The organism is Arthrobacter sp. NPDC080031 (genome assembly GCF_040702485.1).
Classification (GTDB): domain Bacteria; phylum Actinomycetota; class Actinomycetes; order Actinomycetales; family Micrococcaceae; genus Arthrobacter.
Window position 1 is genome coordinate 56,461 of sequence record NZ_JBFBLA010000009.1, and the last position, 15,032, is coordinate 71,492.

The 15,032-nt window shown below is 63.9% G+C and carries 13 protein-coding genes; 3 read left to right on the forward strand and 10 right to left on the reverse strand.

Annotation, left to right across the window (positions count from 1 at the left end; translation table 11 throughout):
* Positions 1 to 66 precede the first annotated feature (66 nt).
* The 4 genes from AB0323_RS09320 to AB0323_RS09335 all read right to left on the reverse strand — a co-directional run bounded on the left by AB0323_RS09320 (position 67) and on the right by AB0323_RS09335 (position 5,609).
* Positions 67 to 1,347 (reverse strand): FAD-dependent oxidoreductase, encoded by a 1,281-nt coding sequence (locus tag AB0323_RS09320; RefSeq protein WP_366177067.1) that lies wholly within the window; start codon positions 1,345 to 1,347, stop codon positions 67 to 69.
* Positions 1,348 to 1,511: 164 nt separating this feature from the next.
* Positions 1,512 to 3,497 (reverse strand): penicillin-binding transpeptidase domain-containing protein, encoded by a 1,986-nt coding sequence (locus AB0323_RS09325; RefSeq protein ID WP_366177068.1) that lies wholly within the window; start codon positions 3,495 to 3,497, stop codon positions 1,512 to 1,514.
* A 94-nt stretch (positions 3,498 to 3,591) separates the two neighbouring features.
* Positions 3,592 to 4,251: a response regulator transcription factor gene (locus tag AB0323_RS09330; RefSeq protein ID WP_366177069.1), complete on the reverse strand. Its 660-nt coding sequence runs from the start codon at positions 4,249 to 4,251 to the stop codon at positions 3,592 to 3,594.
* Positions 4,248 to 5,609 carry a sensor histidine kinase gene (locus AB0323_RS09335; protein WP_366177070.1) on the reverse strand — a complete coding sequence of 454 codons (1,362 nt, stop codon included), beginning with the start codon at positions 5,607 to 5,609 and terminating at the stop codon, positions 4,248 to 4,250. Before AB0323_RS09335 ends, AB0323_RS09330 begins: the two co-directional genes overlap by 4 nt.
* A gap of 194 nt (positions 5,610 to 5,803) precedes the next feature.
* Between AB0323_RS09335 and AB0323_RS09340 the strand changes: the two genes are divergently transcribed.
* Both AB0323_RS09340 and AB0323_RS09345 read left to right on the forward strand, forming a co-directional pair.
* Positions 5,804 to 6,895: an FtsX-like permease family protein gene (locus AB0323_RS09340; protein ID WP_366177071.1), complete on the forward strand. Its 1,092-nt coding sequence runs from the start codon at positions 5,804 to 5,806 to the stop codon at positions 6,893 to 6,895.
* A 40-nt stretch (positions 6,896 to 6,935) separates the two neighbouring features.
* On the forward strand, positions 6,936 to 7,646 hold the full coding sequence (locus AB0323_RS09345; RefSeq protein WP_366177072.1) for an ABC transporter ATP-binding protein: 711 nt from the start codon (positions 6,936 to 6,938) through the stop codon (positions 7,644 to 7,646).
* Here the strand turns inward: AB0323_RS09345 and AB0323_RS09350 are convergent.
* Positions 7,633 to 8,025, reverse strand: coding sequence for a helix-turn-helix domain-containing protein (locus AB0323_RS09350; protein ID WP_366177073.1), 393 nt, complete (start codon positions 8,023 to 8,025; stop codon positions 7,633 to 7,635). The genes AB0323_RS09345 and AB0323_RS09350 overlap by 14 nt on opposite strands.
* Positions 8,026 to 8,107: 82 nt before the next feature.
* On the opposite strand from AB0323_RS09350, the gene AB0323_RS09355 reads away from it, so the two are divergent.
* Positions 8,108 to 8,713 (forward strand): NAD(P)H-binding protein, encoded by a 606-nt coding sequence (locus AB0323_RS09355; RefSeq protein WP_366177074.1) that lies wholly within the window; start codon positions 8,108 to 8,110, stop codon positions 8,711 to 8,713.
* Between the two features lie 167 nt (positions 8,714 to 8,880).
* Here AB0323_RS09355 and AB0323_RS09360 read toward each other — a convergent pair whose 3' ends face one another.
* From AB0323_RS09360 to AB0323_RS09380, 5 genes are all read right to left on the reverse strand, one after another.
* The gene (locus AB0323_RS09360) at positions 8,881 to 10,326 is read right to left on the reverse strand and encodes an NAD(P)/FAD-dependent oxidoreductase (RefSeq protein WP_366177075.1); all 1,446 of its coding nucleotides are present in this window, start codon (positions 10,324 to 10,326) and stop codon (positions 8,881 to 8,883) included.
* Complete coding sequence (locus AB0323_RS09365) at positions 10,319 to 11,890, reverse strand: glycosyltransferase 87 family protein (protein ID WP_366177076.1); 1,572 nt, start codon at positions 11,888 to 11,890, stop codon at positions 10,319 to 10,321. The genes AB0323_RS09360 and AB0323_RS09365 overlap by 8 nt, the downstream gene beginning before the upstream one ends.
* Positions 11,891 to 12,029: 139 nt before the next feature.
* Entirely contained in the window at positions 12,030 to 12,170 is a 141-nt protein-coding gene (locus AB0323_RS09370) for a hypothetical protein (protein ID WP_234752948.1), read from the reverse strand.
* A 580-nt stretch (positions 12,171 to 12,750) separates the two neighbouring features.
* A complete protein-coding gene (locus tag AB0323_RS09375; RefSeq protein WP_366177077.1) occupies positions 12,751 to 13,335 on the reverse strand; it encodes a histidine phosphatase family protein in 585 nt (194 codons plus the stop codon).
* The gene (locus AB0323_RS09380) at positions 13,336 to 14,832 is read right to left on the reverse strand and encodes a CCA tRNA nucleotidyltransferase (RefSeq protein ID WP_366177078.1); all 1,497 of its coding nucleotides are present in this window, start codon (positions 14,830 to 14,832) and stop codon (positions 13,336 to 13,338) included. It abuts the gene before it with no gap.
* Between the last annotated feature and the right edge of the window lie 200 nt (positions 14,833 to 15,032).

Here is a 15,032-nt window from a genome sequence, read left to right on the forward strand (position 1 = left end):
ACTGTTCGCGGGCGGCACGGAGGACCGCGTCCCGGCTGCTCGCTTGTCCCGGGCGGCGACCCCTGCTCACACCGGTTTCCGGTTCATTGCGGGCTTCCGGCGCGCAAAGTCCGGAGCGTGCTCCGGCCGCGGTCCGAAGGCGATCATGAGGGCTGGAAGTTTTCCGAACCAGGGACCGTGGCGGAGGACAGCGACCACGGGAGCCGGCGGGCCCACCAACTGCCCTTTCACTGCGGGGCCGAAGACCGCCTTCTGGATGAGGAGCTGCACATTCTGGATCACCACGGTGGGGAACCAGCGCCTCTTCTGCACCGAAGCGAGATCCGCCTCGCCAAGGGTGCCCTGAAGCAATGGACGGGCGATGCGCTCGGCCGCGGCCACGGCGTCCTGGATGGCCAGGTTGATTCCGACACCGCCCGCGGGAGACATGGCGTGGGCGGCATCTCCGATGAGGAGGAGGCCCGGCTTGTGCCATGGCTTGATCCGGTTGAGCTTCACATCGAGCAAATGGAGATCGTCCATGGACCTGATTTCATCCACGCGGTCCGCCAGATCCGGGCGGATCCGGGCCACGCGGGCACGGAAGCTCTCCACCCCCTCGGCACGCATCTGCGGGTCCTTGCCCTTCTCCGCGATGTAGCCGATCTGGTAGAAGTCCTTGCGGGTCAGGCTGAGGAGCACATCGGTGCCGGAGAAGCGGGGCATGATCGAGGCCAACTGTCCCTGTTCGTCCGCGCGCCGGGAGAGCCTGAACCACCACGTGTCGAACGGCACGGGGAACTCGCGGGGGACCAGTCCTGCCTTCTGCCGGAGCACCGAACCACGGCCGTCGCATGCCACCGTCAACATCGCTCGAAGCTCCCCGGTCCCGGTTTCCTCTCCCGACGCCGCGTCCCGGGTGCGGTACGCCACCCCGGCGACCTTCCCGCCGTCGTCGTACAACAAGTCCGTGGCCTCAGTGTTCATCCGGAGCGTGAACTGCGGCTCTTCCTGTGCGGCGTCCACCAGGAAGTTCAAGAGGTCCCACTGCGGCACCATGGCTACGTAATCGTAGGGTGGCTTGAGGCGATCGAAGTCCACCAGGGTCACTTCCTTTCCCCGCGCGGGGAGTTTGAAATTGCCGAGCTTGCTTTGCGGCAAGGCCCGGAATCCCTCGCCCAGCCCAAGTTCATCCAGGAGTCGGATGGTGGAGGCATGGACGGTGTCGCCGCGGAAGTCGCGCAGGAAGTCGGCATGCTTTTCAAGGACGGTGACCTCGACGCCGGCCCGGGCCAGCAGCAGTCCGAGCATCACCCCGGCCGGACCCCCGCCCACGATGACGCATGTGGTGGTATCAGGCTGGTCCATGGCCGCTCCCGCGAGATGCAACTAATTCAACAAGCGATGAATTAAGTGTGCCCCCGTCGGGAAATGGTGTCCAGAGGGCGCCCATCCCCCCTGCGACGCTCGCTCACATATATCCCCCTTTCCGGCGACGCTCGCTCACATATCGCGCCGAAATACGGCGGGCGTCAGCCGGCCGCGGTCAGGAACGACTTGAGCAGGGGACCGCTGGTTGTCGCGCCGAGCCCGCCGTCTTCCACGAACACTGCCACCGCCAGGTCTCCGTGCACTGCAACGATCCAGGCGTGCGTCTTGGGCGGGTTGTCGTTTCCGAATTCGGCCGTCCCGGTCTTGGCGCCAACGGGCGCCCCCGGCACCGACGCGAGGAAACCGGCGTGACCGGAGGTCACCACGGCCCTCATCATGTCGCCCAGCGCGGCTGCCTCCGCCGGGGTAACCGGCTTGTCGGACGCCGGGGCGGCGGGAGACGCTGGCGTGGCTGAGGACGACGACGGCGCGCCGGACGCCGTCGGGGTGGCACCCGCGGAGGGTGGGACTACGCCGGGGTTCAGGACGAGTTGCGGCGACACGGGCGCGCCGTGGGCTACCGAGGCAGCCATGATGGCGGCGGCGAGCGGGGAAAGCAGCACCTTGCCTTGGCCGATCATCGAAGCTGCGTGCTCGGTGCCGTCAGCGTTTCCCGGCACCGAGCCCAGGAAGGCGTCGGCCCCCAGCTTCGGGGCTTGGACTGCCAACCCCAATGAAGTTGCCGCAGATTCGAGCTGGGCCTGGCTGACCTTGTCCCGGGAACTGATGAAGGCAGTGTTACACGAATGCGCAAAAGCGTCCCGCAATGCAACAGAGCCGAGCGACGACTCCGGATAACCCTCCGCGTTCTTGAAGGTGCGGCCGTCCACCGTAATGGTCGGAGTGCATTCAACCTTGGAATCCGGCGTCATTCCATTGCGGATCAAGGCGAGGGAATCAACGATCTTGAACGTGGAACCAGGCGCGTACTGGCCCAGCATTGCCGTGTTGTAGCCGTTGCTTCCAGGGCCGGAGGCCGCTGCGAGCACGGCGCCGGTGGAGGGGCGGAGCGCCACTATGGCCGAAGCCGGGCCAACGCCCGCCAAGGTGTCTTCAGCGAGCTGCTGCAGACGCGGATCCAAGGTGGTCTTCAACGGATCGCCGGGCTTCGTATCGACCGAAAAGAGGACCCGGCGGGGGTCCGGCTTGGCTGCCTTGATCTGATCGTCGGTCATGCCTGGCGGCCGGACCTTGATGGAGACTCCATCCTGGCCGCGCAGCTGGCTGTCGTATTGTTCCTCCAGGCCGCCGGTCCCGACGACGTCTCCGACCTTAAGGGAACCCCCGGCCTTTTGGATCTGTTCGGCGCTTGCCTCGGCGACAGTACCCAACACAGCACGGGCGAAGGTGCGTGTCGGTGCCAAAGGCAGGGAATCTGGAATGCCACGGGCGCCCGGAATCGCAGCAATCTGCTGGTCCGTGATCGTCCGCCCGTCCTGACGCAATGTGATGGCGCTGACGAAAGCCTGTGGTCCGGACGCCTGGACCTGTTTCACATACGCGGCTTCGTCCACGCCGACCAGTTGCGCGAGCTTCGCCGCCGAAGCTGCAGGATCCGCGGATCCGATTATGGTCTTGTCGATGCCGACGTAAACCACGGGACGGTAACTGATCAATTTAGCGTCCCCGGCACCAAGGATTTCTGCCCTGGCCGGAGGAGTGACCGTTTTGTCCAGGACTTCGCCGTCCTTGAGGTCCGGCTCCAAGAGCGCCGGACTCCATTGGACGGCCCATTTGTCGCCGGATTTCTTCAGTGCGGCCTGGGAGGTGTATTTCCACTCCGCAGTTCCGATCTTCCACGTGAAGTTGAGCGGGACCGACGCTTTGTCGCCGTCGAGCTTCACCGCGCCGCTTTCAACGGAAGGCTTGGCAGGATCGAGGGCCGCAAATACCGACTTGAGCTGCTCGTTTGCCGCCGCGGCATCCTTGCCGTCAACGGCGAGCGATCCGACGTCGAGCGCTGCGAGGGATGAGGCGAGCTGCTTGGCAGCGCCCTCCGCTCCCGAGCGGCCGTCATCACAAGCGGACAGCGAGCCGGCAATCAGCAGGGCGGCAAGCCCCAGGACAAGATTCTTGGTTTTCCCCATTTGCGTCATTATGCCTTCTTGGGCCGACATGAATGATACAAATCACAGCACGTTGCGCTTTTGTGATGGTTCCGGCGTTCAGTGACGCGCGAACTTATTGGCTCCGGATGATCCTGCGCTGGGTGGCCACCGCGATGGCCGCCGTCCGGTTATCGACACCTAGCTTGCCGTAAATGTGCACCAAATGGGTCTTGACCGTGGCCTCGGAAATGAAGAGTTGCTTCGCCATCGCACGGTTGCTCATCCCGGTGGCGAGGAGCTCTACGAGTTGGACTTCACGCGCACTCAGGGCGTGCACCGGATTCCGGATCCGTCCCATGAGCCGCGCAGCGACCTCGGGTGCAAGGGCCGTCTGACCCGCTGCGGCAGATACGACGGCCTGCCGGATTTGCTCCGGTGGCGCGTCTTTGAGCATGTATCCGCTGGCACCGGCTTCTACTGCGGCGAGGATGTCGGCGTCGTTGTCGTACGTGGTCAGGATCAGGACCGGCGGCGGGGGAGTCCCGGCTTCACCGGCTTTGATCTTGCCGGTCGCGGTGACGCCGTCCATCCCAGGACCCATTTGCAAGTCCATGAGGACCACGTCCACAGGTTCGCCGAGGGTGTGGAGCTTCGACAGTTCGGCCAATGCGGCGCCGCCGTCGGCCGCTTCCGCCACGACTTGGACTCCTTCGAAGTCGGCAAGCATGGCCCGGAGTCCCGCACGGACCACGGGATGGTCATCAACGAGCAAGACCCTGATGTTGTTGTTCATGAGATCGCTTCCGAAGCCGGGTTGCCAGTACCCAGCGGCAGCCGGATTGCCACCACGGTCCCCTCTCCGGGGGCCGACTCGACGTCGAGCGTTCCATTCAGGGCAGCGAGCCGCTCGCGCAGGCTTTTGAGCCCGACGCCGGTTCCGTCACCGCGTGTTGCCGCGGCAGCTGCCGCTGCGGGATCGAAGCCCACACCGTCGTCGAACACGTCCATGGTCACTTCGGCGTCCAGGAAGGACAGGGTGACGACGGCGGTACTCGCCTGGGCGTGCGCCCACACGTTCGCCAGGGAAGACTGAGCCGCGCGCAACAATGTGGTCTGGTAAGGGCTGGGAAGCGCCACCGGCGCCCCCTGGAGCTCGAAGCGGCAACGCAACGTGGCTCCGCGTGCGGCGGCCTCGGCCTCGGTCTTGGTGCACAGGCGCCGGAGTGTGTCTGCCAGCCCGGACTCGGCCAACTCCGGTGACCCGAGTCCGCGGACAAAATTGCGGGCCTCCGCCAGGTTGCCGGCTGCGGTCTCCCGGACTGTCCTGAGACGGTCGCGGGCCGCGGCGTTGTCACCGGCGTCGAGGGCCTTCTCCGCCGAGCGCCCCATCAGGACGATGCTTGAGAATCCCTGCGCCAGGGTGTCGTGGATTTCGCGGGCGAGCCTTTCGCGCTCTGCCAGCACACCGGCGTCGTGCTGGCTTCGTGCCAATTCGGCCCGGGTACGGCGCAATTCCTCAGCGGCAAGGCGTTGGTTCTCCGCCTCGACGTAGAGCGCCCGATACGCCAGGCCGGTGACAACCGCGAAGGCGGCCCCGAAAACAGGTCCGAGGACCATGGCAAGTTGCAGGGCATCCGCCCCGGCACCCCGGTTATGGAACCACATCGCCGCGATCAGGAGCGCGGTGCTGGCAGCGATCGCGGGAAGAGCGAAGCGTCGCGGGAGGATATGCAGTTGCAGGAAGAACAACGGGAAAGCTATCCAAGCGAAGTCCGGACTGATGAGCATGAGCAACAGCCACAGGAAACCGACGACGGCGAGCCACCAGCGCGCGTAAGGCAGCGGATCGAAGCGCTCAGGATTGCCGGCGTGCCTTTTTTCGAGAACCGTCCCCGCGAGGTAGACAGCAGCCAGTAGCAGCGCAAGACCGAGGCCGGCCCCGGTGGCGAACGGGGAAAGTCCCGCGACCGCAAGCCTGATAACTGCCACCAACAGAAGCACCGCAAAACCGACGTGCAGGCTGACGCGCAAGACCCGCAAAATCACGGCGGAGCCACTGGGCTGCGCCGTGACGCTGGGCTGCGCCGTGTCACCTGGTTGCTGCCGCGGCGCAGGCTGCGCAGTGGCTTGCGGTGAATCGTCTCCTTGCATGCCCTCCAGCGTAGCCTCGCCCGCCGACACTTTTGCCCCTATTCCGCGCCATGCGGGCCCAATCAACCAAACGGTTGATCCGCGGGTCAACCAAGGCGATCGGATGAGTCCATCCAGTTCCCGATGCTTCACGCGCCGACTACCCGGACAGTTGAAACAGGACCAGAAGACCGCCTCCGAACCAAAGGAATTCCATGTTTCTCGCCCTGCGCGACATCCGCTTCGCCAAGGGCCGCTTCGCCCTCATGGGAAGCGTCGTCGCCCTCATCACACTCCTCCTCGTCATGCTCTCCGGGCTTACCGCGGGCCTCGGCAACCAGTCGACGTCGGCCATTGCAGCCCTTCCGGCGCAGCAAATCGCCTTCGGCGCGCCCGCCGGGGGCCAGGCCAAGGCGTCTTATACGGAATCGGAAGTCTCCAAGCAACAGCTCGAGGCTTGGCGGAACCGGCCGGGCGTTGCTTCTGCCGAAGCCATGGGTATCAGCCAGACGCGGTTCCAGTCCTTGGATTCCTCCAATAATGCTTCGGGCACTGCAAACGTCGCGGTCTTCGGGGCCGACGGCGGCATCCCGCCTGTGGCGGTCAAGGAAGGCGAGGTGGTGGTCGGAGAGTCCTTGGCGAAGGAACTCTCGCTGCGTACCGGGAGCCGGGTGACCGTGGGCGGTACCGCCCTGACGGTTTCCGCCGTTACCCCGGACGAGTGGTACTCCCACACGGGAGTCGTCTGGACCTCCCTGGCTACATGGCAGAAACTCGCACATATTCCTGCCGGGGCATCCATCGGGACGGTTCTCGCGATCACGTACGACGCCGGTGCCTCAGTGGACCCCGACGCCGCCAATGCGGCGGCCGGCACTGTCAGCGCCACCCCGAGTGGCTCGTTCCAGGCCCTCGGCTCCTACAAGAGCGAAAACGGCTCCCTCATGATGATGCAGGCTTTCCTCTACGGCATCTCGGCCCTCGTCATCGTGGCCTTCCTGACCGTCTGGACTGTTCAGCGCACGCGCGACATTGCAGTGCTCAAGGCCATGGGTGCCTCGTCCGGTTACGTCGTGCGGGACGCGCTGGTCCAAGCGGGAATCGTCTTGCTCGCCGGGGCCGGGCTGGGTGGCGGCCTTGGCGTGCTGGGCGGCTTCTTCGCTGCCAAGGCTGCCCCGTTCCTAGTAACTCCGCTGACTACGCTCGTCCCGATTGCCGGGATCGTGATCCTCGGCATTGGCGGTGCAGCGGTTGCCGTACGCAGCATCACCCAAGTGGATCCGCTGATCGCCCTCGGCGGCAACTAGGTCATCTCCGAACACTTAATATTCCGCGAAAGGCATATCGATGAATCCCGTACTCAACCTGGTCAACGTCACCCTGGAGTACCCGGACGGTAACTCCACCCTCAAGGCCCTGGACGCCGTGGATCTCCGCGTGGACGCCGGCGAATTCTTTTCCCTCGTGGGGCCGTCCGGCTCAGGGAAGTCCTCGCTTCTAGCCGTGGCAGCAACGCTGGTCCGGCCGAGTTCCGGGCTCGTCGTCATCGACGGCATGGATGCCGCCGGACTCAAGGACACCGAACTGACTTCCCTGCGCCGGGAAAAAGTGGGCATCATCTTCCAGCAACCCAATCTCCTGCCGTCACTGACCGCCGTCGAGCAGTTGATCATCGGCGACCACTTCCGGGGGAAGCCCGCAGCCAAGGCGCGCAAGCGCGCCACGGAACTACTCGACGTCGTCGGGCTCGGGCCTTCGCTCAACAAGCGGCCGCATCAGCTCTCCGGAGGCCAGCGGCAGCGCGTGAACATCGCGAGGGCGCTCATGGGACAGCCCCGGGTGCTGCTCGTCGACGAGCCGACGGCAGCTTTGGATCACGAGCGCAGCGAATCGATTGTGCGGTTGCTGCGACGGGTCACGGACGAATTCGCGACGGCGACAGTCATGGTCACGCACGACACCGAGTTCCTGCCGCTCACAGACTCCGTCGCAACCATGCGGGACGGGCGGCTTACTGCGAGTCAGTTGGCGAAGGCCGGAAGGATCAGCCCCCGATGACAGCCTCGTCCTGGGCATCGTCATAGGCGTCGCGGGCCTTGAGGATGGTGGGCACGTGGTCCTCCGCCCAGAGACGCAAAAGAGTCAGCGGCTCCAGCAAGGAAGCTCCAAGCTCGGTCAGTTCATAGTCGACCCGCGGGGGCACCTGAGCGTGGACAGTCCGGGTGATGAGACCGTCGCGCTCCAGAGTGCGAAGAGTCTGCGTGAGCACCTTTGGCGTCACCACGTGGACCATCTTGCGAAGCTCGGAGAATCGGATGGGGCCGTCTGCGAGGACCTGGACCACCAACGAGGCCCACTTGTCACCGATGCGCTGAAAGATCACCCTCGACGGGCAATCGGGGTCGAGGACGTTTGCTGGCAGATCTTTGGTATCCATGAGGTAACTAAGTTCCTTTGAAGCTATCAGTATCAATTAGATACCGTATTCATATTGCAAGGATAGCAACCCAAGGAGAGTCATGAAAATCGCAGTTTACGGCGCAACGGGCATGGTCGGAAGCCAGATCGTCAACGAGTCCCTCACCCGCGGCCACGAAGTCACCGCCATCTCCCGCAAGGGTTCAGAGGTTGCCGGAGCGAACGCCCTCGCCGCCGATCAAGCGGATGGCCAGAGTTTCGCGGAGATCGCCAAAGCGCACGACGCCGTCATTCTCGCCACGGGCCCGAGCCGCACCGGTGGCGACCACCGAGAATGGCTTGCGGCAATGGACACCGCCTACAGCAACGCCGAAGGCACGCGCCTCATGATCGTCGGCGGCGCAGGTACGCTGGAGATCGACGGCGTCCGCCTCCTCGATTCGCCCGACTTCCCTGAGGCCTACAGGGCCGAGGCAACCACGGCGGCCGCGGCTTTCGCAGCCGTCAAAGAAGCTCCCGAGAACCTGGACTGGACCGTACTCGCCCCCGCGCCCGTCATCCAGCCCGGTGAGCGCACTGGAATCTACTCCATTGCCAAGGATTCTCCAGCGGGCGACACCATCTCCACCCAGGACTACGCCGTCGCCATGCTGGACGAACTCGAAAACCCGGCCCACCGCCGTGCCCGCTTCACGGCAGCCAACTAAGCCGACGCCCGCTCACATCTGAGGGCCGATTTCCGAACGCCCGCTCACATCTGAAGGAAAACAACGGAACGCTCGTGCAGACCATCTGCAGGAGCGATCCGTCGGTTGGGCACATAGGTGAGCGAGCGTTGGGAGAAACCGGCACATAGGTGAGCGAGCGTCGGGGGTTATGTGTCCAGGCCAAGCCCGGGTAACCGCAGTCCGAACATGTCCTTCAAGGCATATTTGGCAGCGTGGTACCCGGGCATTCCTGTCACTCCTGGCCCTGGGGGCGTGGACGATGAGCACAGGTACACGCCCGGAAGCGGCGTCCGCCAGGGTACCGGCGATAGCACGGGACGCTGCACCAGCCCTCGAACGTCCATGATCCCCGCGCTGAAATCGCCGCCCTGATAGTTGGCGTTATAGTCGGCCAAGCCTGCCGCCGTCGTCGTTTTCCAGCCCACCACCACGTCGCGGAATCCCGGCGCGAAGTCCTCGATCCTGGAGATGACCGCTCCGGCCATGTCCACGGTCGATCCTTTGGGAACGTGGCAGTAGGACCAGAGGATGTGCCTCCCGGCGGGAGCGCGCCCGGGATCCACAATGGATGGCTGGGCCACCAGGACGTAGGGCTTCTCGGGATGCCGGCCCGCAGCTACCAGGTTCTCGGCCTCGGCCATGACGGCACGCGTGCCGCCCACGTGCACGGTCCCGGCGCCGGCCAGTCCCGGAGCTGCCCAGGGCACCGGCCCGGACAGGATGAAATCCACTTTGCACGCCGCATTCCCGAAACGGAATGCTTCCAGCGACCGCCTATAGCGATCGGGAAGCGCCGTACCCGCCATACGCAGCAGTCCAGACGGCGCAACGTCCAGCAGGACCGCCTTCGCGGGACGCAGCTCCTCGAGGGAATCGATCTGCACGCCGGTCTCAATCACCCCGCCGTGGGCTTCGATATCCCGGACCATGGCATCCGCTAAGGCCACAGAGCCCCCAACCGGAATGGGCCACCCGCCGGCATGCGCCAACGCACCCAGGAGGAGTCCAGCCCCCGCCGCAGCGAGCGAAGGCAGGGGAGCCACAGCGTGTGCCGCGACCCCCGTCAAGAGTGCGGGAGCCGCATCGCCGGTGAACCGCCGGTTCCACCACGGCGAGCCCTGCTCCAGGGTCGCCAACCCTAGTCGTACCGCCGTCACCGGATCCGCCGGCATCCGCATCAGTTGGTTCTGCGTCACGTCCAGCACTCCGCCGATCCGCTCGACCAGCGGTCCCATCAAGCGGACAAACGCAGCTCCGTCAGTCCCGAGTTCAGAAGCGGTCCGCTCCAGCGAGCGGTATGCAAGGGCTGCCCTGCCGCCGTCGAGCGGAGTTCCGTATTGGACTTCCGGCAAACGCAGCTCCACGCGCCGCTCGAGCTCAAAATCCCGGAAGAAACGCGAAGCCAAGGCCATCGGATGGACTGCGGAACACACGTCGTAGGCGTGCCCGGGTTCCAGCAGTTCAGCTGTCCGAGTTCCCCCACCGACCGTCTCGGCGGCCTCGTACACCCGCACAGCCAGGCCCGCGCGGGCCATGACTACTGCGGCGGCCAAGCCGTTCGGTCCGGAGCCGACGACGGCGACCTCAGCCATCGCGGTCGGCCTCGCCGTGCCTGGAGGGCACTGAGTCGTGGGAAGGTTTGGAGGTGTCGAGCCTGGATTGAGCGTCGAGGCTCGGCTGCTCCTCCACGGAGTCCGAGGCAACGCGCCGCCAGGGCAGCACTGATGCCGCCGGACTCTTGAGGTCTAACCGGAACCAATCCTTGGCCCCGTTGAACACACCACCGTGAGGGTCGTCCGCACCCTGGACCCGAAGGGGATCCAGCCGGGGTTCCCAGATGTCCCACGCAACCCTCAACATCAAATATGCCGTTGCGAACATATGTAGCATTACGGCCATGACGTAGTACGGCATGTCGATGTTGTTCTGTGCGGCCCCGCCGCTGGTTGTCTGGCCCAGATACATCCACGTGGCGGTCCAATGCAATGCCTCGGCTGCCTGCCAGAGCAGGAAGTCGCGCCAGCGGGGCCTGGCCAAAGCGAGCAACGGTACTAGCCAGAGCACATATTGGGGGGAGTAGACCTTATTGCTCAGGATGAAGGCCGCCACAATCAGGAACGTCAATTGTGCCAGCCGCGGGCGACGTGGCGCCGTCAATGCCAATCCAGCAATCAAAAGGCAGGCAACGAGGAACATGTCCATCGCCAGGGCATTGATGGCTTCAGGACCAAGCTGGACGAGTTGAAGCCGTTCCGCAACAAGGTTGTAGGCGAACCACGGCGAGCTGTATCCAGCGGGACGATCACGGGTGTAGTCGAAAAAGTAGCGCCAACCGGACGGGTTGACGGCTGCGACCGGGATATTGACCGCCAGCCAGGCTCCCGTGGCGGACAGGGTGGTCACAAAGAGGACCCGCAGCCGGCCGCTGCGTAGCGCGAGTAGAAAGACTGCGCCCAGTATGAGCAGCGGGTAGAGCTTGGTGGCCGTCCCCAAACCGATGAACAGACCGGCCAGGACGGGACGGTCCTTTGCGAAAAAGTACATCCCCACCGCGAGCAGGGCCACGGCCCACATGTCCCAATTGATGACTCCCGCCAGCACAATTCCAGGCGCCAGGGCAACCATGGCAGCGTCCCAAGGCCGGCGCCGATCGATTCGCGCTGTGGCCAGAACCACCACGATCCACATGGCCGCAATCAGGGTGGCATTTACATCGAAATAGCCAAGGATCCGTTCGGGGCTGGCGCCGTGCCCCGGTACGAGCCATGCAGTGACACCCGCTATGAGCCCCGTGATGACGGGATATTCGAAGAGGGCTTTCTGATCGAAGAGCGGAAACACTCCATCCGCAAGGCCGCGGCTGCTGAAAAGTTCAGGGAAGTCCGAATAGCAGGTGGCGTAGAACTGCTGGGGAGTGTGCCAGCCGTTGACGCGGCAATAGCCCTTGATCATGATCGACAGGAGTGCCGCAACGATCGTGAGGATGATCAGGACCCGCTCAACCGTGAAGAATCCCGGAGAGACGACCCCGGGGGAGGACCGCCGCCCGAGGGGTCCTCCGATCAACTCGGTGAAGTTCCTGAGCAAGGAATCACTACGGCTGGGAACCACAAAGCGGGCACGCTTTTCCTGGCTGTGCGGCTTCGTCTCCTGCATGGAATCGAGCTTACCTTCAGGCGCGGCGGACAGGTTCCAAGAGAAAAGGCGGAAGCCCACGCATTGCCGCGTGGGCTTCCGAGGCGAACGGTCCGATGTGTGCCATCAGTCCCTCCTGAAGTGCAGTGGCGGGGGACACTCAGCGGATGATGCCCATTTGGTGCAGGACAACGTAGACGTCTTCCCGGCGTTGGTCCAGCAGTTGTCCGTTGAAGAGGGTCTTGTCTTTGACGACCGGCTTGCTGTTGAAGACCATCAGGTCCTTGAGGCGCTTGGCCAAGGGTTCACCTCCTTTCATCATTGAAGAGAATTGCCGGAATTCGGGCATGACAATTAAGCCCCCTGAATTCGAAAAAACAGGGGCGGAATTAGGCGCGTGAATGCCCGGCAATGAAGGGTGGATTAAGCGGATTTCCCGAACACCGTGTGAGTACCGGAGCATCGAGTTCCAGTACGTGGTATCCAGGGGCAGGCGTCCCCAACAAGAAGCTGGTTCCGAACTATGAGGAGACTGCGCACCACGTCAATCGCGTGATACCGCTCAATGGCAGGCCCGACTCGGAGCCTGATTGCACCGTGAACCGCCCCAAATAATCAGGGGAGGAAGTACATCAGGGGGAGTTAGGCCGCAAAACGGCGTCGAGCAGCGAAGGCCGGGGTGCCAGCAACGGTCATCTTCCATCCGCTAGTCAAAGTAATCATTTTCCCAACCTCCTTTTCTGCTTTGGCACTACCGCAGCTGACTGACTGGGTACTGCACGCCTCAATCCCGGCGGATCGCTCTGGGATCAAAAATAAAGTTACACCATGAATCGCGCTATTGACCAGCCAATTACAAAGAATTTATAAATTAATTCTTCCTACAGTCCCCAGCGAAGAATGGCAGGCGTCCGCTTGTCCCATCCCAAGGTACAAACTTTGGCTGTTCCCAAGATAAAGTGGCGTCCTTCCCGGGCATCCAATTCAAGCCAGCGGGCCGTGAGGATGCGGGAGAAATGGCCATGGGCGACAATCAGGACGTTGTCCATCCCAGACTCGAGGACGCGGGCAATGATCTTGTCGGCACGGGCCGCCACGGAGTCGAGCGTCTCGCCGTTGGGAACGCCGTCAGTCCAGATGAGGTAGTCCGGGTTGTCTTTGCGGATGAGGTCCGAACTGATGCCTTCGTAGTCGCCGTAGTTCCACTCAACAGCGAGCGGTTCATGAACGGCGTCGGGGAAGCCCGCCAACTCCGCGGTACGCCGGGCTCGGCGCAGCGGCGATGTCAGGACCAGGTCGAAGTCGATGCCTTCCAGGATCTTGCGAGCTTCCACGGCCTGCTGCTCGCCTTCCACCGTCAAGGGAAGGTCCGTCAAACCGGTGTATTGGCCACTCTTGGACCATTCCGTCTCGCCGTGACGCATGATCCAGAGCTGTGGCCGGGAGGGCCTGGCTGCAGGGTTCACTTAGGACTCCTCTAGTTCGGCGGTGCCTACTTTGGCATCGACGGCTGGTTCCGATGAAAGTTCGACGGCGGACTCGGGTTGCTCGGCCCACCACGCCAGGAGCTTGGACTCGGCTTCCTCCTGGGACAGCGGACCGTTTTCCATGCGTTCCTCCAGGAGGAACTTGTAGGCGCGGCCAACGACAGGTCCGGGCTTGAGTCCCAGCAAAGCCATGATCTGCGCTCCGTCCAGGTCCGGCCGGATGGCATTGAGCGATTCCTGCTCGGCCAGGACCTCAATCCGTTGCTCAAGGTCATCGTAGGCAAAGGAGAGCCGCTCCGCCTTGCGCTGGTTACGTGTGGTGACGTCGGACCGGGTCAATCGGTGCAGGCGCTCCAGCAAGGGGCCGGCGTCTGCCACGTAGCGGCGGACGGCGGAATCGGTCCAGCCCGCGTCTCCGTAGCCGTAAAAACGCATGTGGAGTTCCACAAGCCGCGCCACGGCCTTGATGGTGTCGTTGTCGAAGCGCAGTGCCTTCATGCGTTTTGCTGTCAGCTTGGAGCCCACCATGTCGTGGTGGCGGAAGCTCACCGCGCCGCCCGGTTCGAAACGGCGCGTCGCCGGCTTCCCGACGTCGTGCATTAGCGCGGCGAAGCGCAACACAAAATCCGGACCCGGCACAGGGCCGTCCGGGCCCGTCTCGAGCGACGCGGCCTGCTCCAGGACCTGCAGGGAGTGCTGGTAGACATCCTTGTGCCGGTGGTGCTCGTCGGCTTCAAGGCGCAGCGCAGAGACCTCGGGCAGGACGAATTCGGCCAGTCCTGTCTCCACGAGGAGGTCGATGCCCGCGCGCGGGTGCGCACCATTAATAAGCTTGACAAGCTCCTCGCGCACGCGCTCGGCGGAAATGATCTTGATTCGCTCGGCCATCCCGGACATGGCGAGGCGCACGTCCTCGTGCACTGCAACGCCAAGCTGCGCCGCGAAGCGGGCAGCGCGCATCATGCGGAGGGGATCGTCGGAGAACGACGATTCCGGTGATCCCGGGGTGGCGAGGACCGAGGCATGGAGGTCGCGGACACCGCCGAACGGGTCCACGAGTTCCAGGGAAGGCAGCCGGAGCGCCATGGCATTGATGGTGAAGTCGCGGCGTAGGAGGTCGTCCAGGAGCGAGGAGCCGAAGGCCACCGCGGGCTTGCGGGAATCGGCGTCGTACGCCTCGGCCCGGTACGTCGTGATCTCAATCTGGAAGCCGGATTTCTTCATCCCGATCGTTCCGTAGTCGCGGCCGATCTCCCAGAAATTGTCGGCCCACCTCTTGATGATGGAAAGGGTCTGGTCCGGAGTGGCGTCAGTGGTGAAATCCAGGTCCGGCGAGACACGGCCCAGGAAGAGGTCCCGCACCGGCCCGCCCACCAGCGACAGTTCGAATCCAGCGTCCACAAACCGCTGTCCGAGGTCCAGGACCACTGGATCCATCTGGAAATTAACTGAGGAACTGTCCAATACTCGCGCCATAGTTCCTTAAGCTTGTCAGATTTCGGAGCGCCATCCCACCGGATCCTTTGTCATTGCGCTGCGATTGCATGGCAACGGCACCGGGATCACCGCCGAACGCCATCCGCACGTCACCGTCAGTCCATGTCCCGGTCATCACCAACGGGCAAGAGTCGTTAGAGTGGACTTCATGGCCAACCCGATCCCGAGTGCTCCTGGCA